The sequence below is a fragment of the Lysobacter soli genome (assembly GCF_009755585.1).
GTDB lineage: Bacteria > Pseudomonadota > Gammaproteobacteria > Xanthomonadales > Xanthomonadaceae > Lysobacter_J > Lysobacter_J soli.
Genome location: NZ_CP046603.1, coordinates 3663507 through 3686686, shown reverse-complemented (window position 1 = coordinate 3686686; position 23180 = coordinate 3663507). Strand labels below are relative to the sequence as shown.

Genomic DNA, 23180 nt, shown 5'->3' with positions numbered 1-23180 from the left:
CCTGTGCACAACACAGCGTCCTTTGGCGCGGGTTGTTCTGGACACGGGGCGGCGCCAACCATGGACCGTCACCACTCCAAGGACGCCCGCCATGACCGAGATCCTGCGCTACACCGCCTTCACCACCGATCCGGCCGGCGGCAACCCCGCCGGTGTCGTGCTCGACGCGCGCGGACTCACCGACGCGCAGATGCAGCAGATCGCCGCGGACGTGGGCTATTCGGAAACCGCGTTTTTCTCGCCGCGCGACGACGGCGCGTTCGACGTGCGCTATTTCAGCCCGCGGGCGGAAGTCACCTTCTGCGGGCACGCGACCGTCGCCGCCGTCATCGCGCATGCGCAGCGGCACGGCGCGGGCGAGCGCACGCTGCATACGCGCGCGGGCATCGTGCGGGTGGACGTCGATGCGGGAGAGCGCGCGACGCTGGTCAGCGTGGCGCCGCGCGTGGAGCCACTCGCGGACGAGGACCTGACGGCCGTGCTGGCCGCGCTGGGTTGGGATCGCGATGAACTCGATCCCGCCTTGCCGCCGGCGATCGGATACGCGGGTGCGTGGCATCCGGTGATCGCGGTCGCGTCGCGCGATCGACTCGCGCGCCTGGACTACGACTACGACGCACTCGCCGCGCTCATGGCCGCGCGCGACTGGACGACGATCGACCTCATCCATCGCGAGAACGACAGCACCTTCCACGCGCGCAACCCGTTCCCGCCCGGCGGCGTGGTCGAGGATGCGGCGACCGGCGCCGCGGCCGCAGCGCTGGGCGCGTACCTGGCGGCGAACGACGCGCTGCCTGCGGAACGCGCGTTCGTCATCCATCAGGGCGTGGACCTTGGGCGACCGAGCCGGCTGGACGTCGCCGTGCCGGAAAACCTTCGCGATGGCGTGCGCGTCAGCGGCGCGGCGGTGGCGATCGACGGTTGATCGCCATCCATTGAATGCGGTGCCTGGCGAGTTCCTCGCCATTCCACCGCATTCGGCACAGTCGCTGCCCGGAGCGTCGCACACGACCCAGCGCACACTTCCGCCCCGCGCCGCCTTACGACCAACGCCTATAGCCCGTTCGTCACTTGACGGCCCCCGAGCCCCCCACCCACAGTCGGTGCGATTTTGTCTCGATCGCCTGCCCGCCCGCCGTTCCGGCGTCCGCGGGCCCACTCCGGGGGTACTACAACAGTGGATAGACGTTCCTTCCTCACCATGTCCGGCATCGGTGTCGCCGGGCTGATGTTGCCGTTCGGCCGCGCCATCGCCGCCGAAGAGCTGCTCACCACCCTCGACGTGGCCAAGAAGAAGCAGCTGGCCGACGCCGCGCTGCAGGCCGCCACGTCCGCGGGCGCCAGCTATTCCGACGTCCGCATCGGCCGTTACCTGCGCCAGTTCGTAATCACGCGCGAGGACAAGGTCCAGAACGTCGTGAACACCGAATCCACCGGCATCGGCGTGCGCGTGCTGGTCAACGGCGCGTGGGGTTTCGCCGCCACCAACGCGCTGAACACGCAGGGCGTGGTGAAGGCCGCGCAGCAGGCCGCGGCGATCGCCAAGGCCAACGCGAAGATGCAGACCACGCCGGTCCAGCTCGCAAAGGCGCCGGGCGTGGGCGAGGTGTCGTGGAAGACGCCGATCAAGAAGAACGCGATGGAAGTGCCGCTGAAGGACAAGGCCGACCTGCTGCTTGGCGTGAACGCCGCGGCGATCAACGCCGGCGCGAACTTCGTCAACTCGATGCTGTTCCTGGTGAACGAGCAGAAGTACTTCGCGTCCACCGACGGCAGCTACATCGACCAGGACGTGCACCGCATCTGGGCGCCGATGACCGTCACCGCCATCGACCAGGCCACCGGCAAGTTCCGCACGCGCGACGGCCTGTCCTCGCCGATGGGCCTGGGGTTCGAATACCTGGACGGCGCATCGTCGGGCAAGGTCATCTCGCCGAACGGCGTGGTGAACTACGGCCTGTCCTACGACATGAAGGAAGACGCCATCGCGGCCGCAAAGCAGGCGAAGGCCAAGCTGAAGGCGCCCTCGGTCAAGCCAGGCAAGTACGACCTCGTGCTCGATCCGTCGCACACCTGGCTCACCATCCACGAGTCGGTCGGCCATCCGCTCGAACTCGACCGCGTGCTCGGCTACGAAGCCAACTACGCCGGCACCAGCTTCGCCACGCTGGACAAGCAGAAGGAGCGCTTCCAGTACGGCAGCGGCATCGTCAACATCTTCGCCGACAAGATCCAGCCGGGCAGCCTCGGCGCCGTCGGTTACGACGACGAAGGCGTGAAGACCAAGAAGTGGGACCTCATCAGCGACGGCAAGCTGGTCGACTACCAGACCATCCGCGACCAGGCCCACATCCTCGGCAAGACCGAATCCGACGGCTGCTGCTACGCGGACTCGTGGTCGAGCGTGCAGTTCCAGCGCATGGCCAACGTGTCGCTGGCGCCGGGCAAGAACAAGCTGTCGGTCGCCGACATGATCAAGGACGTCGAGAACGGCATCTACATCATCGGCGACGGTTCCTTCTCCATCGACCAGCAGCGCTACAACGCGCAGTTCGGCGGCCAGCTGTTCTACGAGATCAAGAACGGCAAGATCACCCAGCAGATCGAGGACGTCGCCTACCAGATCCGCACGCCGGAATTCTGGAACGCCTGCGCCGCCGTCTGCGACGAAAGCGACTATCGCCTCGGCGGTTCGTTCTTCGACGGCAAGGGCCAGCCGGGCCAGGTCTCGGCGGTCTCGCACGGTTCGAGCACGGCGCGCTTCAACGGCATCAACGTCATCAACACCGCCCGCAGCCTCGGCTGATCGCGCGCTGGAGAACTGAATAAATGAGCATCTTCACCGAAGAACAGTCCAAGGCCATCCTGGACAAGGTCATCAAGCTGTCCAAGGCCGACCAGATCAGCGCGACGCTGTCGGGCTCGGTCGACGGCAACATCCGTTTCGCGCTGAACAACATCTCCACCAGCGGCATCGTCGACAACACCGAACTCGCGGTCGAAGTCGCCTTCGGCAACCGCGTGGGCACGGCGACGATCAACGAGTTCGACGACGCCTCGCTCGAACGCGTCGTGCGCCGCGCCGAAGACCTCGCGCGCCTGGCGCCGGAAAACCCGGAGTTCATGCCGGCGATCGAGAAGCAGACCTACAAGCCGAGCCCGACCTTCAGCGAATCCACGGCGGGCATCACGCCGGAATACCGCGCCAAGGTGGCGGCCGATTCCATCGGCCCGTGCAAGGGCGAGAAGCTGATCGCCGCGGGCTTCCTGGAAGACGGCCAGAACTTCGTTGCCATCGCCAACTCCAACGGCAACTTCGCCTACCAGCGCGGCGCGAACTTCAACTACACCTGTACCGTGCGCACCGAAGACGGCCGCGGTTCGGGCTGGGTCGGTCGCAACCTGAAGGATGCGTCCGACTTCAAGGCCGATGCCGACATCCGCACCGCCATGCGCAAGGCCACCGAATCGGCCGAGGCCAAGGCGCTGGAGCCGGGCAAGTACACCGTGATCCTGGAACCGGCCGCGGCCGCGGGCCTGATCTCGTTCATGATGAATTTCTTCGACGCGCGCCAGGCCGACGAAGGCCGCAGCTTCCTGTCGAAGAAGGGCGGCGGCAACAAGCTCGGCGAGCAGGTCTACGACTCGCGCGTGAACATCAGCGCCGACCCGTGGGATCCGCGCGCGCCGGTGCTGCCGTGGGATTCCGAAGGCCTGCCGCGCGAGAAGATGAACATCGTCGAGAACGGCAAGGTCGTCGCGCTCAACTACTCGCGCTACTGGGCCAAGAAGCAGGGCAAGCGCGCCGTGGGCGAGCCGGGCAACCTGCTGGTCGCCGGCGGCGACAAGTCCACGGCCGACCTGGTGCGGGGCACGCAGAAGGGCATCCTCGTCACGCGCACCTGGTACATCCGCATGGTCGATCCGCAGACCGTGCTGCTGACCGGCCTCACGCGCGACGGCACCTTCTACATCGAGAACGGCCAGATCAAGCACCCGGTGAAGAACTTCCGCTTCAACGAGTCGCCGGTGATCATGCTCAACAACATCGAGGAACTCGGCCGTCCGGTGCGCGTGGCCGGCGACGAATCCTCGTTCGTGATGATGATCCCGCCGATGAAGCTGCGCGATTTCACCTTCACCTCGCTGTCCGACGCGGTGTGACGGGGAAGTTCGATCGTGCAACGTCGTGATTTCCTCAGCTTCACCGGTTTGACCACGGCAGGCGCGCTGCTCCCGTTCGGGCGCAGCGTTGCTGCGGAAGCGCTGCTGGAACCGGTCGATCACGCGCGTCGCCGGCAGCTCGCCGACGCCGCGCTCACCACCGCCCGTGCCGGCGGCGCGCAGTATTCCGACGTGCGCATCGGCCGCTACCTGCGCCAGTCGGTCATTACCCGCGAAGCGCGCGTGGAAAACGTCGTCAACGCCGAGTCCTCCGGCGTTGGCGTGCGCGTGCTCGCCGATGGCGCGTGGGGCTTTGCCGCCACGCACGTGCAGACGCCCGAGGCCGTCGCGCAGGCGACGCGCACCGCGTTGTCGATCGCAAAGGCGAACGCGCGCAACCAGACGCGCAAGGTCGAACTGGCGCCCACGCCCGCATTGGGCGAGGTGCGCTGGGCCACGCCGATCCGCAAGAACGGCATGGAAGTGCCGATCAAGGACAAGGTCGACCTGCTGCTGTCGGTCAATGCCGCGGCGATGAAGGCCGGCGCGGATTTCTTCAACTCCACGCTGTTCCTCATCAACGAACAGAAATACTTCGCGTCCACCGACGGCAGTTACGTCGACCAGGACATCCACCGCATCTGGTTGCCGGTGACGGCCACCGCGGTGGACAAGGCGAGCGGCAAGTTCCGCACGCGCAATGGCCTGTCCGCACCGATGGGCATGGGCTACGAATACCTGGACGGCGCGGCGGCGGGCAAGCGCGCGCTGCCCGGCGGCATCACCGCCTACGCCACCAGCTACGACGTGGTGGAAGACGCGGTGCAGGCCGCGCGCGACGCACGCGCGAAGCTCAAGGCGCCGTCGGTGAAGCCGGGCAAGTACGACCTGGTCATCGATCCGACGAACCTGTTCCTCACCATCCACGAGAACGTCGGCCATCCGCTCGAACTCGACCGCGTGCTCGGCTACGAGGCCAACTACGCCGGCACCAGCTTCGCCACGCTCGACAAGCGCGACGCCGGCTACAAGTGGGGCAGCGACATCGTCAACTTCGTCGCCGACAAGACGCGGCCGGGCAGCCTCGGCGCGGTCGGTTACGACGATGAAGGCGTGAAGACGAAGCAGTGGGACCTGGTGCGCGATGGTGTACTCGTCGATTACCAGGCCACGCGCGATGAAGCGCACATCCTCGGCCACACCGAATCGCACGGTTGCAGTTATGCCGATTCGTGGTCGAGCGTGCAGTTCCAGCGCATGGCGAACGTTTCGCTGATGCCGGGTAAGACGCCGCTCAGCGTCGCCGACATGGTCAAGGACGTCGAGAACGGCCTGTACGTGCAAGGCCGCGGTTCGTACTCCATCGACCAGCAGCGCTACAACGCGCAGTTCGGCGGCCAGCTGTTCTACGAGATCAGGAACGGAAAGGTCACCGGCCTGGTCGAAGACGCCGCGTACCAGATCCGCACGCCCGAATTCTGGAACGCGTGCGTGGCGATCTGCGACGAGCGCGACTTCCGCCTCAACGGTTCGTTCTTCGACGGCAAGGGCCAGCCGAGCCAGGTCTCGGCGGTGTCGCACGGCGCGGCCACGGCGCGGTTCAACGGAATCAACGTCATCAATACCGCGCGGTCGATATGAACCGCGCGCAGTTCCTCCGCCTGATGCTGGGAAGCGCGGCAGCCGCGATGCTGCCGCCTCTCGCGCAGGCGGCGGCTGCGGACTACGACTTCTGGCTGACGCGGTTGAAGTACGACTCCGGCGACTGGGACGTCGACCAGCGCATGCCGGCGAACCTGATCACCTCGCTGATCGACTACACCCACCTGCGCGTCGACCCGAAGGAACACGTGCTGGCGCTGGCCGATCCGAAGATGATCACTGCGCCCTTCTGCTACCTCGCCGGCCACAAGCTGGTGGACTTCAATCCGGCCGAACGTCGCAACTTCGAGCGTTACGTGCGCAACGGCGGTTTCGTCTTCGTCGACGACTGCAACCATGACATCGACGGATTGTTCGCCAAGTCGTTCGAGGAACAGATGGCGAAGATCTTCGGCCCGAAGGCGCTGAAGAAGCTGCCGAACAACCACGCGCTGTACCGCAGCTTCTTCGAGTTCAAGGACGGCCCGCCGGCCACCACGTTCGAACTCAACGGCTGGGGCGACGACCTGGTGCATGACTACCTGAAGGGCATCGAGATCGACGGCCGCCTGGGCGTGCTCTACAGCAACAAGGATTACGGCTGCGAGTGGGATTACGACTGGCGCAACAAGCGTTTCCTCGCCGAGGACAACACGAAGTTCGCGGTCAACATCGTGATGTATGCGTTGAGCAGTTGATGCCCCAGGGTCGTCATCCCCGCGAAAGCGGGGATCCAGCGACTTCAGGGCGGACGACGAAGGCACTGGATTCCCGCGTGCGCGGGAATGACGAGCAAGAGCGAACACGGACTCCACACATGAACCACACCCTCACCGAAGCGCAACTCAAGACCCAGCTCGAACGCCTCGGCACGCTGCGCAGCGCCATCGCGCAGGCCATCGTCGGCCAGGAATCCGTCGTCGAGCAGTTGCTCATCGGCCTGCTTGCCGGCGGCCACTGCCTGCTCGAAGGCGTGCCGGGCCTGGGCAAGACGCTGCTGGTGCGCTCGCTCGGCCAGGCGCTGGAACTGCAGTTCCGCCGCGTCCAGTTCACGCCCGACCTGATGCCCAGCGACATCCTCGGCACGGAGCTGCTGGAAGAAGACCACGGCACGGGTCATCGTCATTTCCGCTTCCAGCCGGGCCCGATCTTCACCAACCTGCTGCTGGCCGACGAACTCAACCGCACGCCGCCGAAGACGCAGGCCGCATTGCTGGAAGCGATGCAGGAGCGGACCGTCAGCTACGCCGGCGTGACGCACACGCTGCCCGCGCCGTTCTTCGTGCTGGCGACGCAGAACCCGATCGAACAGGCGGGCACATATCCGCTGCCGGAAGCGCAGCTGGACCGCTTCCTGCTGCACATCCGCGTGGATTACCCGACCGAACGCGAGGAGCGCGACATCCTCGCGCAGACCACCGGCACGCACAGCGCGCACGTGCCCAGCGTGATGCACGGCGAGGAAGTGCTCGCGTTGCAGGCGCTGGTGCGCGAGGTGCATTTTGGCGACGACCTGCTCGCGTGGGTCACGCGCCTGGTGCGCGCCACGCGCCCGGGCGCCGACGTGCCCGACGAAGTGAAGCAGTGGGTGAAGTGGGGCGCAGGTCCGCGCGCGGGCCAGTCGCTGGTGCTCGCCGCGAAGGCGCGTGCGCTGCTGCACGGCCGCCTCGCCGCGACGCGCGAGGACATCGCCGCGCTCGCCGCGCCGGTGATGCGCCATCGCCTGCTGCTGTCGTTCGCCGCCGAAGCCGAGCAGAAGAGCGCCGACGACGTGATCGCCGCGCTGCTGCGCGCGGTGCCGTTCAACGGCTGATCGCCACGTTCCGATGAACGCGCCCGGCACCCGCATCGCCGACTTCATCCCGCCCGCCGTGCGCGCGCGGCTGAAGGACCTGCGCCTGACCTCGCGACGCGCGGTCGGGCTGCAGGGGCTCGGGCTGCATCACAGCCGCAGTCGCGGCGCGGGACTGGAATTCGCGCAGTACCGCGCGTACGAGCCGGGCGACGAACTGCGCCAGATCGACTGGAAGCTCTACGCGCGCTCGGACCGCTTCTTCGTACGCGAGGCCGAACGCGAGAGCCCGCTCGCCGCGTGGCTCCTGATCGACGCGAGCGCGTCGATGGCGCAGGAAGACAAGGCGCGTCCGGGCTGGTCGCGGCTGACGGCGGCGAAAGGCCTTGCGGCTTGCGTGGCCGAACTCGCGCTGCGGCAGGGCGACCGCTTCGGTTTGGTCGCGTTGCGCGACGATGGTGTTCGTCTGCTCGCGCCGGGCGCGGGGCTGCGCCAGCGCGACCGTTTCCTGCTCGAACTGCACGGACTTGAAGCGCGCGGGCAATGGCCGTCGCCGGAAAAGCTGCGCCCGCTGTGGGAACGCATCGGCGCGGGCGATCTGGTGGTGCTGCTCAGCGACGGTTTCGACGAAGGCGCCATCGACGTGATGACGCGCCTGGCCGCCGCGCGTCGCGAAGTGCTGGCGGTGCGCATCCTCACCGCCGAGGAACGCGACTTCCCCTTCAGCGGCGGCCACCGCTTCCACGATCCGGAAACGGGCGAGGAACTGCTCGGCGACGGTGCCGCGATGCGTGCGGAGTTCCTGGCGCGCTTCACGCAGGCTCGGCGTGAACTCGATGCGCGGCTGGATTCCAGCGGCATCCGCCATGCCGAATACGTGCTCGACCAGCCGCTCGACCTGCCGCTGCGGCGGCTGTTCGGCGCGCGCGACGCCGCGGAGTACGCGTGAGTCTCGCGTTCCTGATCCCCGCCGCGCTGGCTGCACTGGGCGCACTGCTGATCCCGCTGGCGATCCACCTCGCGCGCCGCAGCGAGCAGCGTCCGACCGCGTTCGCCGCATTGCGCTGGCTGCGGCAGAAGCCCAAGCCGCGCCATCGCATCCGCTTCGACGAATGGCCGCTGCTGATCGTGCGCCTGCTGCTGGTCGCGCTGATGGCGCTGCTGCTCGCGCGTCCCGTGCTGCACGGTGGGCAATCGCATGCGCCGTACGTCGCCGTGGCGCCGGGCGTAGATCTGGCAAAAGCGCGAGCGGTGTTCGATTCGCCGCAGGCGCGTTGGCATTGGCTGGCGGCGGGCTTTCCGGAAGTAGAGGCGATGCCGGATGCGGCGCACGCATCGCTTCCGAGCCTGCTGCGCGAGCTCGATGCGAGCCTGCCGGAAGAGGTCGCGCTCACCGTCTTCGTGCCGGAGCGCATCGATCATGCCGATGGCCGACGCATCGTGCTGTCGCGCAAGGTCGACTGGCGTGTCGTGCCGCGTGCGATGCCGGCTGACGCTGCACGGAAGGCATCCGCCGCGCCTGCATTGATCGTCCGCCACGCGGCTGATCGTGCGACGGCAGCGCGCTATCTGCGTGCCGCCTCGCTCGCGTGGCAGCCGACGGGTTCGAATTCGAAGGTGGATTCCGCATCCACCGACCAGCCGTTGCCTTCCGATGCGAAGCAGCTCGCGTGGCTCGCGCCGGGCGATGTTCCGACGAATGTCCGCGACTGGGCGCGTAATGGCGGCACCTTGCTTCTCGACGTCGATGCGAAGCTCGCCGACGTATCGACGTGGACGCCGGTGTGGCGCGATGAAAGCGGCTCGACGCTGATCGAAGGCGCAGCGTACGGTCGCGGCCGCGTGCTGCGCTTCACTCGCGCTCTGGCGCCGCAGGCGATGCCGCAGCTTCTCGACGCTACGTTTCCGCAGCATCTGCGCGACGCGCTCGAACCGCCGGCCGCGTCGCCGTCGCGCGCTTTGTCCGCTGAGCACGCGCCGTTGACGGGTGGCCCGACGTTCCCGATCTCGCCGCGCGATCTCCAGGCATGGCTGGCGTTGCTCATCGCGCTGGTCTTCCTGCTCGAACGCTGGCTCGCGACGTCGTCGCGACGCGCGGTGGCGCCATGAACGCGACCACGCTGCTACGCCAGACCTTGCAGCACGCCCGCACGCGCGTCGCGCTCGACGCCGTGGCGCGCACGTTGCCGTGGGCCCTCGCCATCGCGGCCATCGCCTGGCGTTGGCAAGGCGTCGGCGTGGCCTTGGCGGTGTTCGTCATCGCGACCGCCGTCGCCGTGGCGTTCGCGATCCATCGCGCGCGCAGGCTCGACACGCACTGGCTCGTGCAGCGCCTGGACGCGACGCGTCCGGACATGGAGGACAGCACCGACCTGCTGTTCGCGCCCGAGGCGTCGATGACGACGCTCGAACGCCTCCAGCGCGCTCGCCTGATCGAGCGTCTTGAGCGCGGCGCGACGCCGGACCTTCGTCCGCGCTGGTGGACGCGCGCGATCGTGCTTTCAGTGACGATCGCCGCCATCGTGTCCGCCGCCGCGCTGTTTTGGCCGAATCGTCCTGCGCAGGCCTTCGACGACGTCGTCGCGCAGCTCAGCGGCGAGGCCGCCAGACCGACGCACACGCGCATCGTCGAGCAGAACCTGCGCGTTGCGCCGCCCACCTACACGCGACAGGCCGCGCGCGACGAGCCTTCGCTCGACACGCGCGCGCCGCAGGGCACGAAGCTGATATGGACGCTGCGCCTCGCGCCGCAGCCCGTCGCCGCCGAACTCGTCTTCCACGACGGCCGCCGCACTGCGCTGCGTCGCGATGGCGACGTCTGGCGCGGCGAGCACGTGCTCACGCGTTCGGCGCTGTATCGACTGAGCCTGACCGATGCGCCGCCGCTGCGCGATGCTAAACCGCATCGCCTCGATGCCGTCGCCGACCGCCCGCCGCAGGTGCGCGTGATCGAACCCGACCGCAGCTTGAGCCTCGCCACCGCGAACCAGAAGGCGTGGTCGGTTTCGTTCGAAGCGAGCGACGATTACGGCATCGCGAACACGGCGAAGCTGCGCGTCACGCTTGCGCAGGGCAGCGGCGAGAACATCACCTTCCGGGAGCAGACCGTGACGTTGCGAGGCGCCGGCAGTGCTGCCACGAAGCGCTTCTTGCATTCGCTGGACCTGCGCGCGCTCGGCTTCGCGGTGGGCGACGACCTCATCGCGCAGCTGGAGGTGGAAGACAACCGCACGCCGTCGCCGCAGAACGCGCGCAGCGCGAGCCTCATCCTGCGCTGGCCGTCGGATCTCGGCACCGAAACCAGCGACATGGAAGGCATGGTGCGCAAGGTGATGCCGGCGTACTTCCGCAGCCAGCGCCAGATCATCATCGACGCCGAAGCGCTGTTGAAGGAAAAGCGCCGCCTCGACGCCACCGAATACCTGCGGCGCAGCGATGCGATCGGCGTCGACCAGCGCATCCTGCGCCTGCGTTACGGCCAGTTCCTAGGTGAAGAGGCCGAAGGCGAGCCGAAGCCGCCGCCGACGTCGGATGACGTTGCCGCCGTCACCGAATCTGCGACCGAAGACGAACACGACCACGCGAACGAACCGGCGACGGACGATCATGCGCACGACAACGCCGCCGCGACGCCCCCGGCTTTCGGGCAGGAAGGCGCGGTCCTGGAGGAATATGGCCATACGCACGATCACGCCGAAGCGGCGACGCTGCTCGATCCGGAAACGCGCGCGACGCTGAAGCTAGCACTCGACGCGATGTGGCAGTCGGAAGGCCATCTTCGCCAGGGGCATCCCGACCTCGCGCTGCCCTATGCGTACACCGCGCTCAAGCACATCAAGCAGGTGCAGCAGGCCAGCCGCATCTACCTTGCGCGCGTGGGGCCTGAGCTGCCGCCCATCGACGAATCGCGCCGCATGAGCGGCGACCGCACGGGCATCGCGCGCCGCGGCGATGCGCTGGTCGCGGCGACGGCGCCCGATCCCGCGCTGCTGCAGTTGTGGCAGGCGCTCGACGATGCGCGCGCTCGTAGCGACGACATGGACTTCGCCGCGCTGGACCGCTGGCTGCGCGCCAACGAATCGCGCGTGGCCGATCCGCTGTCGCTGATCGCCGCGATCGACGCGCTGCGCGCCGAACCATCGTGCGCGCCGTGCCGAAGCGAACTGCGCGCGCAACTGTGGCCGCTGCTGTCGCGGCCGCCGGCCGCCGTGCCGCGTCGCGACGACGGCGATGCGGCCGGTCGTCGCTATCTCGACGCACTGCGGCAGGAGAACGCGCGATGACGTGGTTCACGCCGACGACGACGGCCTGGGTGCTCGGGCTCGCGACGGTCATCGCGATCGTGCGCCTGCTTGTGCGCCACCTGCGCGCCAAGCCGGCGCAGCGCTCGCAGCCGGCGCGCATCGCGGCGCTGCTTGTCGCGCAACCGCTGTGTGCCGCGCTGCTCTACTTCGCGCTGTGGCCGCCGACGGTGCCCGGTCGCGCGGGCACGCTGGTGATCGCCACCGCTGGCGCGCAGCGCACGCAGGTCGCGTCCGGCGATGCGCTGGTCGCGCTTCCCGAAGCGCCCACGTGGGCGGAGGTCGAGCGCGCGCCAGATCTCGCGACCGCATTGCGACGACATCCCGGCACGCAGCGCGTGCGCGTCATCGGCGAAGGCCTCGATGCGCGCGATCGCGATGCGGCATCGGGCCTCGTCGTCGAGTTCACAGCGCCGCCGCTACCGCGCGGCGTGCTCGAGCTGCATGCACAAGAGCGCATCGCGGTGGGCGACGAATTCAGCGTGTCCGGTCGCGTCGGCGGCGTGCAGGGGGGCGTCGTTGAACTGCTCGATCCGGCGCGGCGTCGCGTCGACCAGATGACGCTGCCGGCCGACGGGCGCTTCGCCCTGACCGCCACCGCGCGCGGCGAAGGCAGCGCGATGTTCCGCATTCGCGTGTTCGATGCGCGCCAGCGTGCGGTCGAAGACGTCGACGTGCCGGTCCAGGTCGAGGCGCAGGTGCCGCCGCGCGTGCTGGTGATCGCCGGTGCACCCAACCCGGAAGTGAAATACCTGCGTCGCTGGCTGGAAGACGCTGGCCTGCCGGCGCAGACGCAGATGGCGGTCGGCGGTGGCGTGCAGCTGGGCGATGCGCCGGTTTCAATCGATGCCGCAACGCTGTCGCGCTTCGACGTCGCGATCCTCGACGAACGCGCGTGGTCGTCGCTCGGCGATGCGCAGCGTGGCGCGCTTGATGCCGCAGTGCGCGACGGCCTGGGCCTGCTGATTCGCGTGACGGGCGCGTTGTCGGCGAACGAACGTGCGCGCCTGCGCGCACTCGGTTTCGTCGTCGAAGGCGGTCGCGACTCCACTGTCGCGAAGCTTGCGCAGGGCGCGCGCGACGATGCCGCCGAGCGTGCACGGCTGGGTCCCGGCACGCAGGACGCGCCGCGTTCGCACGAGGAACCGCCGGTCGCGGTGCCGGAACTCACGCGTCGCGATGCGAAGCTCGGCGCCGCCGATGGCGTGACGCTGCTGCGCGATGCGAAAGGCGCGGTGCTCGCCATGTGGCGCGCACACGGGCGCGGTCGCGTGGGAGTGTCGTTGCTGGCCGACAGCTATCGCCTGGTGCTTGGCGGTCGCGACGATCGCCATGCGCAGCTGTGGAGCGATGCCGTCTCGACGCTGGCGCGCGCGCGAACCCACGCGGCGTTCGATATCGACGCCGATGCATGGCAGGGCGAGCGGATGTCGCTCTGCGGCGTGCAGGAGGGTGCGGCGGTCGTCGCGCCCGACGGTTCGATGCATCGGGTGCTGCGCGATCCGGCGGCCCGTGGTTGCGCCGCGTTCTGGCCCGAATCCGCGGGCTGGCACCGCGTGCGATCGGGCGATCGCGAACAGGCGTTCTTCGTGCGCGCCCACGATGCGGCGCCGGGCCTGCGCACGCAGGCGATGCGCGAGGCGACGCTGCGCCTCGCATCGTCCTCTTCGAATGTTGCGAACGATCAGGCGACGGGACCGGATCGACCGGGCGCGCGTTGGCCGTGGTGGCTCGGCTGGCTGGTCGCGAGCGCGGCGTTGTGGTGGTTCGAGCGTTCGCGCATGGGGCGCCGCATCAGCGCAGCGTGATCGAGCGCGACGGCCGCGTATCGGCCTGCAAGGCATCGCGCAGCAGCTTCAGTGACGCCGTGCGCCGCCCTTGCGTCTCGGACGCGACGCAATCGGACGGCACGCGCAGTTCGAAGCCGTGCATGTCGGCGTCGGTTGCGGTGGCGAACACGCACACGTCCAGCGCGACGCCGGTCAGGATCAGCTTCTTCGCGCCGAGCTTGCCCAGCAGCATGCGCAGCGGCGTATCGCGAAAGCCGCTGCGCTCGGGCTTCAGGACGAAGAAGTCGTCCTTTTCCGGATGCAGCAGCTTCACCAGCGGCGCACCGAGCGAACCCGCCGCGCCGCATTCGGCGACGACCTGCTTGAAGTCCGAACGCCACTGGCCGTAGTTGTCGTTGACGTAGATCGCCGGCACGCCGCGCGGCTTCAGCCGCTTCTTCAGGCGCGCGATGTTGCGTGCGGCCGGCAGGGCCGCGGCGAGCAGCTTGTCGCCCCGCGGGAAATCCAGGGCGTTGATCATGTCGATGATGAGGAGGGCGTGGCCTTTCACGCGTCGCTGCAATGAGGAACGGGAAGGCTAGGATCGACGCGACGAGGTGAGCGTGCCGTCAGAAGTCATTTCCGTGAGCGGCTGATTCGCTTGGAAGCGCCCTCATCCGCCCCTCCGGGGCACCTTCTCCCGCAGGCAGGAGAAGGGCATCAACAAGTGAGCGGCGACTACGCTCAGTTCACCGGCGCGTAGCGCAGCGTCAGGAACCACTCCCGTCCAGCCTGGTTGTAGAACGCGACGGTCTCGTAATCGCGATCGAACACGTTCGCCACGCGGGCCTGCAGCGTGAGCGAGGTGGTGATCGCATACTCCACGCGCAGGTCGAGCGTGCCGTAGCCGCCGAGGCGACGGGTGTTGGCGACGTCGTCGAAACGCGAACCTTCACCCACCGCGGTCGCGCCGATGCGGAACTTGCCGAAGGCGCGATCCACATCGACGCGGGCGCTGTTTTTCGCGCGACGTGCGAGGTCGTTGCCTTCGTAGAAGCCGCTGCGGTTCTCGGTGTCGAGGTAGCTGATCGCGCCGTTGATCGTCCATTCGGCCACCGTGGTGTCCACGCCCAGTTCGGCGCCGCGCATGCGCGCGCGCTCGACGTTGTTCGGCAGGCCGATTGCGGCGTCGAAGGCGATCAGGTCGTCGACGTCGGTGTCGAAGGTATCCAGGCGCACGTTGAACGTATCGCCGCGCCACGCGACGCCCAGTTCCCACGTCTCCGAATCTTCCGGACGCAGGTTCGCGTTGCCGAAGAACGGGTAGTATAGCTCGTTGAACGTCGGCGCCTTGAACGCGCTGCCGTAGCCGGCAGTGACGCGCCAGTTCTTCGCGAACTCGATGCCCCACGCCGCGCTGCCGGTGGTGTGGCCGCCGAACTGCTCGTTGTCGTCGCGACGCACGGACGCTTCCACCGACTGCGCACCGATGCGGCCCTGGTACTGCACGAAGGCGGCCTTGTTGTCGCGCGACAGCTCGTCGTACTCGGTCGTGCTGCTCACGCTGTCGTCGAGCCAGTCCAGGCCCACGCTCAGCAGGTGCTTCTCGGCGAGGCCGAAATCGCCCTGCAGTGTCGCGCTGTCGCGGTAGGTGCTGAAGTAGTCGAGGTAGGTGTCGCCGAGGTAGTTGTCGGACGCATCGGTGTTGCGGCCGGCGGTCAGGTGCAGGTCGACGCGGTCGTTAGGGTGCCAGCGCAGCTTGCCGCCGACGACCTGCTGCACGGTCTTTGCGCGATCGGTGAAGTCGCCGTCGAACTCGTTGTCGCCTTCGTTGCGCAGGCCGTGGCCTTCCAGGCTCCACTGCTCGTTGAACTCGATGCCGCCGCGGACCGACAGCGCATCGCGCGTGTAGCCGTCGCGGTCGGGCTGCGAATCCGGCGCGATGAAGCAGCCGGCGCCGTCGAAGGTCACCGGGTCGAAATAACCGCGGCACGCGTTGATGCCCTGCGTGTGGCTGTGCGAGTAGTCCGCGCCGAACCACGTGCGGCCGCTGCGGCCGCCGAAGCCGGTGGCGAATTCGTTGAGGCCGTTGGAACCGCCGCCGACGGTGACGCGCGGCGCGAAGCCTTCGCGGTCGCGGCGCGTGAACACCTGGATCACGCCGCCGATGGCGTCGGCGCCGTAGAGGCTCGAACGCGGACCGCGCACGATTTCGACCCGGTCGATCAGGTCGACCGGGAGATCCTGCAGCGACGCGAGGCCCGAAGTCGCCGAGCCGATGCGGATGCCGTCGACGAGCACGAGCACGTGGTCGGATTCGGCACCACGGAGGAACAGCGTCGTGAGCTTGCCCGCGCCGCCCTGGTTCGACAGCGAGATGCCGGCGCGACCGCGCAGGAGGTCCGGCAGTGAACGCGCCTGGCTGCGGCGGATCTGCTCGGCGTCGATCACTTCGACCGGCGCGAGCGCATCGTTGACGGTGACCGCGGTGCGGTTGGCGGTGACGACGACTTCGTCCAGGTCCGTCGCCTGCGGCGCGGCGTGCGCGAGCAGGGGCAGGGCGGACGCGCAGGCCAGGGCGAGCGCTTGGACGTGGATGCTGCGGAAGGACATCGGGGTTCTCCGGCGCGTGTTCGCGCCAACGGCAAGGGGAACGGTTGCCGGGAGAATCGAGGCTGCGGACAAGGGCGCGGACGCACCGACGTCGCCGCCGCGACGCCCTCCGCATCGCAACCAGGGGTGGTCCGGCCTGTCGCCAGGCGGTCCGTGCGGAGAGGCCGGTCTCCGGACTCGCGAGGCAGGACAGGGTCCTCGGGCAGCGGCGCCTTCCCGTGCGTGCGCACAGTGGCCAGTGCCTAGCCCGGATCCGGATGGATCCGCCTTCGCTTACCGTTGCGGGGGCAGTGCCGGAATGGCCGCGTGGGCGTCACCGGCTTCCCGTTTCAACCCGTGGGCAGACGCCGCCGGGTCACCTCGAAGCGGGGCGAAGTCTACGGCATTTTCTCGGCGAGGCCAGTTGAAAGCCCCTCTCCCGTTTGCGGGAGAGGGGTTGGGGTGAGGGCAGGAGGCGCAGGCAACTATCTGGAAAGCATCGGCATCGATCGATGTCGACGCAGCCATCCGTGGCGAAAGAAGACCGGCTTGCCGAACGCCCGGCCCGGCCATCCTGGCCGGTCGTTCGCCGGACCACGCGGCAATGCCGCGTAAGCGGTCCGGCTCACCCTCATCCGCCCTTCGGGCACCTTCTCCCGCTTGCGGGAGAAGGGAAAGAAAAGCTCAGTCCCGATCCGCCGGCTCGTCGAACAGCGTCGGCATCGCGATGCTTTCTTCCTCGCGCGCCATCTGGGTCGTGGTGACCGGCGCGGCGGCCGGCTTGTAGCGCGGCGGCGGCAGCAACGCGGTGGCCGCGTCGGCGGCGAGGATCAACTCGCTGCGGCGTTCGTCGGAGATTTCCTGCCAGTGGCAGTCCTGCAGCGCGCCTTCGATGGCGTAGAGCAGGTTGAGCGTCGGCTTGAAGCCGGCACGCTTGACGCGCATGAAGGCTTCCACCGTGCCGGCGGCCGCGAGGTCCTCGCGCGTGCGCAGGCCGACCTGGCGCAGCCAGGCGGCGGACTTGGGGCCGATGTTGCGCAGCTTGTCGGCCTGCTTCGGGTCGGGCTTGTCGGTCATTCCAGTGACTCCACGAAAGCCCGCGCGATTGCCTCCAGGCCGTGCTGGTCTTCAACGTCGAAACGATCCTGAACCGGACTGTCGAGGTCGAAAACGCCGATCAGCGCGCCCGTCGACGACACCAGCGGGACGACGAGCTCGGAGTTGGAGGCCGAGTCGCAGGCGATATGGCCCGGGAACGCGTGCACGTCGGCGATGCGCTGCGTCTGGCGGGTCGAGGCCGCGGCACCGCATACGCCCTTGTCGAGCGGAATGCGCACGCAGGCCGGCAGGCCCTGGAACGGGCCGACGACCAGTTCGGTGCCGTCGAAGAAATAGAATCCGGCCCAGTTGAGCTGCGGCAGCGCGTTGTACACCAGCGCCGACAGGTTGGCGGCATTGGCGATGCGATCGCGCTCGCCGTGCATCAGCGCCTGGGCCTGCGCAAGCAGCTGTTCGTATTGTTCCGGCTTGCTGCCGCTTAGACTTGCGCTGGTGAACATGAGTGCCTCGAACCTGCCGTCGCATAGTGCCTGGGATGCCAGTGTAGATGGGGCCGGACCGCATCGCCGCAACCTGCCTGGCGGGCAGGTGCGGCGATGACGCGCGGCTGGTTCGTCACCGGCACCGACACGGGCATCGGCAAATCGCTGGCCAGTGCGACGCTGCTGCACACGCTGCGCGCGGGCGGGCAGCGTGCGGTGGGCATGAAGCCGCTGGCGAGCGGTTGCGAATCCACGCCCGACGGCTGGCGCAACGAGGACGCCCTCGCGCTCCAGGCGGCGAGCGATCCGCGACCGGCCTACGACGACGTCAATCCGTTCGCCCTGCCCAATCCGCTGGCGCCGGAGCTCGCGGCCGCCGATGCCGGCATTCGCGTTACCCTTGCGCCCATCGTGTCCGCATTCCGGCGCCTGTCCTCGCAGGCCGATGCGGTGGTCGTGGAAGGCGTGGGCGGCTGGGCCGCGCCACTGTCGGCCGACCTGGACCAGGTCGACCTCGTGCGCGCGCTCGACCTGCCGGTGGTGATGGTCGTAGGCCTTCGGCTGGGCTGCATCAACCACGCGCGCCTGACCGCGCGTGCGATAGAACACGACGGATTGCGGCTTGCGGGCTGGATCGCCAACGACATCGACCCGGCGATGGCCCGCGCCGACGACAACTTTGAGCTGCTGAACCAGCGGCTCCCGGTGAAATGCTGGGGACGGCTCCCGTTCCGCGAAATGCCCGATCCCGCACAGCTGTGGTCTTTGCTCCAACCGGCCTGATCGTCGATAGGCGTGACCAATGGGAGATGGGCTGCTCCCGTGCAATGCTAGACTGATCGGTATAGGAATTCGAACCCGTCCGGGCTTCACCGCTCGTCATGAAGGAACTGGAGTCTTCCCCCATGGTCAAGAACCCGCGCACGGTGGCGATCGCCGCCGCGTTGGCCCTCGCACTGTCCGCCTGCGGCGGCAAGGATCAAGCCCAGCAGGGTGGCGGCATGCCGCCGCCGGAAGTCGGCGTGGTCACAGTGAAGCCGGGCGACGTGCCGTTGCAGAAGGATCTGGTGGGCCGGCTGGCCGCCTTCCGCAGCGCCGACGTGCGCGCCCGCGTGCCGGGCGTGCTCCAGCGCCGCGTCTACGAGGAAGGCAGCGACGTGAAGGCCGGGCAGGTGCTGTTCCTGATCGATCCGGCGCCGTTGCAGGCCGAAGTCGGTCAGGCGCAGGCGTCGCTGGCTTCGGCGCAGGCCAACTACGCCAATTCCAAGGCCGCGGCCGATCGCGCGCGCCGCCTCGCCCCGGACAAGTTCGTCTCGCAGTCCGACCTGGACAACGCGCTGGCCGCCGAGCGCAGCGCCGGCGCGTCGGTGAAGCAGGCCGAGGCCGCGCTGGCCAACGCCCGCATCAACCTCGGCTACGCCACGGTCACCGCGCCGATCAGCGGCCGCGCCAACCAGCAGCAGGTCACCGAAGGCGCGCTCGTCGGTCAGGGCACGGCCACGCTGCTGACCACCGTCGACCAGATCGACCAGCTGTACGTGAACTTCTCGCTGAGCGTCAGCGAGCTGGAGCAGGTGCGTCGCGCGCAGCAGCTGGCCGGCGATTCGAAGGTGCAGGTGATCCTGCCCGACGGCACGCCGTACGAGCACCCGGGCAAGCTGGACTTCTCCGGCGACGTCGTGGATCCGACCACCGGCGCGATCGCGTTGCGTGCGCTGATCCCGAATCCGGAAAAGAACCTGCTGCCGGGCACGTTCGTGACGCTGCAGGCGACGCTCGGCACGCAGCCGAATGCGTACCTCGTCCCGCAGACCGGCCTGCAGCGCGACGCGAAGAGCGCGTACGTGCTGGTCGTCGGCAGCGACGGCAAGGTCGCGCGCAAGGACGTGCGCGCCGAGCGCCAGCAGGGCGGCAACTGGGTCGTGACGCAGGGCCTGTCGCCCAACGACCAGGTGATCGTCTCGGGCGTGCAGCGTGCGCAGCCGGGTTCGCCGGCCACCGCCAAGCCGGCCGACGCCGGCGATGCGGGCAAGCCGGGTGCCGCGGCCGCGCCGGGCGCTCCCGCGCAGGGACAGGCTGGCCAGAAGCCGGCTGAAAAGGCCGCCGGTCAGGAACCGGCCAAGAAGGACTAATCCCCCGCCATGTCCAGATTCTTCATCAACCACCCGGTCTTCGCCTGGGTCATCGCGATCCTGATCTCGCTTTGCGGCGTGCTCGCGATCCTGAACCTCGGCGTCGAGTCGTATCCCTCCATCGCGCCGCCGCAGGTGACGGTGTCCGCGTCGTATCCCGGCGCGAGCGCCGAAACGGCCGAAGGCGCGGTCACGCAGGTCATCGAGCAGCAGCTGACGGGCATCGACAACCTCGTCTACTTCTCCTCCTCGTCCAGCTCCAGCGGCGGCTCGAACATCACCCTGACGTTCTCGCCGGGCACCGATCCGGACATCGCGCAGGTGCAGGTGCAGAACAAGGTCGCACTCGCCACGCCGCGACTGCCGACCGAAGTGACGCAGCAGGGCGTGGTCGTCGCCAAGGCGAACGCGGGCTTCCTGAAGGTCGTCGCGCTGCGCTCGGACGACGAGTCGATGGACCGCGACGCGCTGAGCGACATCATCGCCTCGCGCGTGCTCGACCAGATCGCGCGCGTGCCCGGCGTGGGCAGCACGCAGCTGTTCGGCAGCGAATACGCGATGAACATCTGGCTGAACCCCGATCGCCTGCGTGGCTTCGGATTGTCGGCCACGCAGGTGCTGCAGGCGGTGCGCTCGCAGAACGTGCAGTTCGCCGCCGGCAAGATCGGCGCCGACCCCGCGCCGGTGGAGCAGGGCTTCACCGCGACGGTGTCCGCCGAAGGCCGCTTCAGCACGCCCGAGCAGTTCGGCAACATCATCCTGCGCACCAACACCGACGGCACCTCGGTGCGCCTGCGTGACGTCGCGCGCGTGGGCCTCGGCGCGACGTCCTACGGCTTCGACAGCCGCTGGGACGGCAAGCCCGCGGCCGGTTTCGCGATCCAGCTGGCGCCGGGCGCCAATGCGCTGGGCGTGGCCGAAGCCGTCACCAAGCGCATGAACGAACTGCAGGCCACGTTCCCGAAGGGCGTGACCTGGTTCTCGCCGTACGACAGCTCGACCTTCGTCGCCGTCTCGATCAAGGAAGTGATCAAGACGCTGTTCGAGGCGATCGTGCTCGTGTTCCTGGTGATGCTGATCTTCCTGCAGAACCTGCGCGCGACGCTGATCCCGACGCTGGTCATCCCGATCGCGCTGCTCGGCACGTTCCTGGGGATGTACTTCATCGGCTTCACCATCAACCAGCTCAGCCTGTTCGGCATGGTGCTGGCGATCGGCATCGTGGTGGACGACGCGATCGTGGTGATCGAGAACGTCGAACGCATCATGACCGAGGAAGGCCTGTCGCCGAAGGCCGCCACGCGCAAGTCGATGTCGCAGATCAGCGGCGCGGTCGTGGCGATCACGGTCGTGCTGGCGGCGGTGTTCATCCCGTCGGCGTTCCAGGGCGGTTCGGCGGGCGAGATCTACAAGCAGTTCGCCATCACCATCGCAATGGCGATGTTCTTCTCGGCGTTCCTCGCGCTGGGCTTCACGCCCGCGCTGTGCGCGACGCTGCTGAAGCCGACCGCCGACCACCACCGCGACAACATCGTCTTCCGTACCTTCAACAAGTACTACGACAAGATCGCCAAGACCTACGTCGGCCACATCGGCCACGCGATCAGCCATGCGCCGCGCTGGATGATGGTGTTCGGCGTGCTCGTGGTGCTCGCGGGCTTCCTGTTCACGCGCATGCCGGGCAGCTTCCTCCCCGAGGAAGACCAGGGCTACGCCATCGCGCTGATCAACCTGCCGGCCGGCGCCACGATCAACCGCACCAACGCCGTGCTGGACCAGGTGCGCGAAACGGTGGCGAAGGACGACGCGTTCGACGGCATCTTCACCGTCGCCGGCTTCAGCTTCGTCGGCCAGGGCGAGAACGTGGGCATCGCGTTCATCCGCCTCAAGCCGTGGGACGACCGCAACGTCACCGCTTCTGAATTCATCCAGAAGGCGAACATGGCGCTGTTCGGCATCCGCGACGCGCAGATCTTCGTGATCAACCTGCCGACGGTGTCGGGCCTCGGCCAGTTCGGCGGCTTCGACATGTACCTGCAGGATCGCAGCGGCCAGGGTCGCGCCGCGCTGACCGAGGCGCGCAACACGCTGCTGGGCAAGGCCGCGCAGGACAAGGCGCTGACCGGCGTGCGTCCGAACGAACTGGAAGCGGCGCCGCAGCTGCGACTGGACGTCGACCGCGTGCAGGCGCAGTCGATGGGCCTGTCGGTGGGCGACATCTACAGCGCGATCCAGCTGATGCTGGCGCCGGTGTACGTCAACGACTTCGTCGACGAAGGCCGCGTGAAGCGGGTGACCATGCAGGCCGACGCGCCGTACCGCACCGGTCCGGAATCGCTCACGCGCTTCTACACGCCCAGCCCGCTGACGCAAGCCGCCCCGGGCGAAGCCACGTCGATGGTGCCGCTGTCGAACATCGTGCGCAGCCACTGGATCACCGCATCGCCGTCGCTCACCCGATACAACGGCTACGCCGCGGTGGAAATCGTGGGTTCGCAGGCACCGGGCCACAGCTCGGGCGAAGCGATGACCGCGATGCAGAACATCGTCGAGAAGGACCTGCCGCAGGGCTTCGGCTACGACTGGACGGGCCAGTCGTACCAGGAAATCCTGTCGGGCAACCAGGCGCCGGCGCTGCTCGCGCTGTCGATCCTGGTGGTGTTCCTCTGCCTGGCGGCGCTGTACGAAAGCTGGTCGGTGCCGGTGGCGGTGCTGCTGGTCGTCCCGCTCGGCGCGCTCGGCGCGGTGCTGTTCTCGCTGCTGCGCGGGCTGCCGAACGACATCTACTTCAAGATCGGCCTGATCACGGTCATTGGCCTTGCGGCCAAGAACGCGATCCTGATCGTGGAGTTCGCCATCGAGCAGCGCCAGCACGGCAAGACGCTGCGCGAGGCGACGATCGAAGCGGCGCACCTGCGTTTCCGTCCGATCCTGATGACGTCGTTCGCCTTCATCATGGGCGTGTTCCCGCTGGCGATTTCCAGCGGCGCCGGCGCCAACTCGCGTCACGCGATCGGTACCGGCGTGATCGGCGGCATGATCTTCGCGACCTTCCTTGGCCTGCTGCTGATCCCGGTGTTCTACGTCGCGGTACGTCGCCTGCTGGGCGACAAGATGGACGAGAAGCCGGTGATCGAACGCGACGACGAGGAGCCGACGCCACGTCCGGCGACGTAACGCGATCGTCTGCTTCACGAAAAAGCCCGCCGGTTGGCGGGCTTTTTCTTTGCAGCGTCGATGTCGTGCGC

Annotated in this window: 17 protein-coding genes and 1 riboswitch; of the genes, 13 read left to right on the top strand and 4 right to left on the bottom strand. The window is 68.3% G+C overall.

Going from position 1 to position 23180, the window contains the following annotated elements:
* Nucleotides 1–91: 91 nt before the first annotated feature.
* The 10 genes from GOY17_RS16765 (at nt 92) to GOY17_RS16720 (ending at nt 13706) form a co-directional block, all read left to right on the top strand.
* Nucleotides 92–925 carry a PhzF family protein gene (locus tag GOY17_RS16765; RefSeq protein ID WP_157031228.1) on the top strand — a complete coding sequence of 278 codons (834 nt, stop codon included), beginning with the start codon at nt 92–94 and terminating at the stop codon, nt 923–925.
* A gap of 252 nt (nt 926–1177) precedes the next feature.
* Complete coding sequence (locus tag GOY17_RS16760) at nt 1178–2806, top strand: TldD/PmbA family protein (RefSeq protein WP_181902753.1); 1629 nt, start codon at nt 1178–1180, stop codon at nt 2804–2806.
* Nucleotides 2807–2829: 23 nt separating this feature from the next.
* On the top strand, nt 2830–4164 hold the full coding sequence (locus tag GOY17_RS16755; RefSeq protein WP_115841874.1) for a TldD/PmbA family protein: 1335 nt from the start codon (nt 2830–2832) through the stop codon (nt 4162–4164).
* Nucleotides 4165–4179: 15 nt separating this feature from the next.
* On the top strand, nt 4180–5805 hold the full coding sequence (locus GOY17_RS16750; protein ID WP_157031227.1) for a TldD/PmbA family protein: 1626 nt from the start codon (nt 4180–4182) through the stop codon (nt 5803–5805).
* The gene (locus tag GOY17_RS16745; protein WP_157031226.1) at nt 5802–6503 is read left to right on the top strand and encodes a DUF4159 domain-containing protein; all 702 of its coding nucleotides are present in this window, start codon (nt 5802–5804) and stop codon (nt 6501–6503) included. Before GOY17_RS16750 ends, GOY17_RS16745 begins: the two co-directional genes overlap by 4 nt.
* Nucleotides 6504–6622: 119 nt before the next feature.
* Nucleotides 6623–7618 (top strand): AAA family ATPase, encoded by a 996-nt coding sequence (locus GOY17_RS16740; RefSeq protein WP_115841871.1) that lies wholly within the window; start codon nt 6623–6625, stop codon nt 7616–7618.
* Between the two features lie 13 nt (nt 7619–7631).
* Nucleotides 7632–8546 carry a DUF58 domain-containing protein gene (locus GOY17_RS16735; protein WP_198173721.1) on the top strand — a complete coding sequence of 305 codons (915 nt, stop codon included), beginning with the start codon at nt 7632–7634 and terminating at the stop codon, nt 8544–8546.
* Nucleotides 8543–9706 (top strand): BatA domain-containing protein, encoded by a 1164-nt coding sequence (locus GOY17_RS16730; RefSeq protein WP_157031225.1) that lies wholly within the window; start codon nt 8543–8545, stop codon nt 9704–9706. Before GOY17_RS16735 ends, GOY17_RS16730 begins: the two co-directional genes overlap by 4 nt.
* Nucleotides 9703–11880 (top strand): hypothetical protein, encoded by a 2178-nt coding sequence (locus GOY17_RS16725; RefSeq protein WP_157031224.1) that lies wholly within the window; start codon nt 9703–9705, stop codon nt 11878–11880. The genes GOY17_RS16730 and GOY17_RS16725 overlap by 4 nt, the downstream gene beginning before the upstream one ends.
* A complete protein-coding gene (locus GOY17_RS16720) occupies nt 11877–13706 on the top strand; it encodes a carboxypeptidase regulatory-like domain-containing protein (RefSeq protein WP_157031223.1) in 1830 nt (609 codons plus the stop codon). Before GOY17_RS16725 ends, GOY17_RS16720 begins: the two co-directional genes overlap by 4 nt.
* On the opposite strand, the gene GOY17_RS16715 is transcribed toward GOY17_RS16720, so the two are convergent.
* From GOY17_RS16715 to GOY17_RS16700, 4 genes are all read right to left on the bottom strand, one after another.
* Nucleotides 13693–14238 (bottom strand): cysteine hydrolase family protein, encoded by a 546-nt coding sequence (locus tag GOY17_RS16715; protein ID WP_198173720.1) that lies wholly within the window; start codon nt 14236–14238, stop codon nt 13693–13695. The two genes, GOY17_RS16720 and GOY17_RS16715, sit on opposite strands and share 14 nt — an antisense overlap.
* A 173-nt stretch (nt 14239–14411) precedes the next feature.
* On the bottom strand, nt 14412–16280 hold the full coding sequence (btuB, locus tag GOY17_RS16710) for a TonB-dependent vitamin B12 receptor (protein WP_157031222.1): 1869 nt from the start codon (nt 16278–16280) through the stop codon (nt 14412–14414).
* A gap of 161 nt (nt 16281–16441) precedes the next feature.
* A riboswitch (cobalamin riboswitch) is annotated at nt 16442–16641 on the bottom strand.
* A gap of 302 nt (nt 16642–16943) precedes the next feature.
* A complete protein-coding gene (locus GOY17_RS16705; protein WP_115841866.1) occupies nt 16944–17336 on the bottom strand; it encodes a TfoX/Sxy family protein in 393 nt (130 codons plus the stop codon).
* Complete coding sequence (locus GOY17_RS16700; RefSeq protein WP_157031221.1) at nt 17333–17818, bottom strand: free L-methionine (R)-S-oxide reductase MsrC; 486 nt, start codon at nt 17816–17818, stop codon at nt 17333–17335. Before GOY17_RS16700 ends, GOY17_RS16705 begins: the two co-directional genes overlap by 4 nt.
* A 96-nt stretch (nt 17819–17914) precedes the next feature.
* Between GOY17_RS16700 and bioD the strand changes: the two genes are divergently transcribed.
* The 3 genes from bioD (at nt 17915) to GOY17_RS16685 (ending at nt 23109) form a co-directional block, all read left to right on the top strand.
* Entirely contained in the window at nt 17915–18583 is a 669-nt protein-coding gene (gene bioD / locus GOY17_RS16695; protein WP_157031220.1) for a dethiobiotin synthase, read from the top strand.
* 122 nt (nt 18584–18705) lie between these two features.
* Nucleotides 18706–19932 carry an efflux RND transporter periplasmic adaptor subunit gene (locus GOY17_RS16690; protein ID WP_157031219.1) on the top strand — a complete coding sequence of 409 codons (1227 nt, stop codon included), beginning with the start codon at nt 18706–18708 and terminating at the stop codon, nt 19930–19932.
* Between the two features lie 9 nt (nt 19933–19941).
* On the top strand, nt 19942–23109 hold the full coding sequence (locus GOY17_RS16685; RefSeq protein ID WP_157031218.1) for a multidrug efflux RND transporter permease subunit: 3168 nt from the start codon (nt 19942–19944) through the stop codon (nt 23107–23109).
* Nucleotides 23110–23180 lie beyond the last annotated feature (71 nt).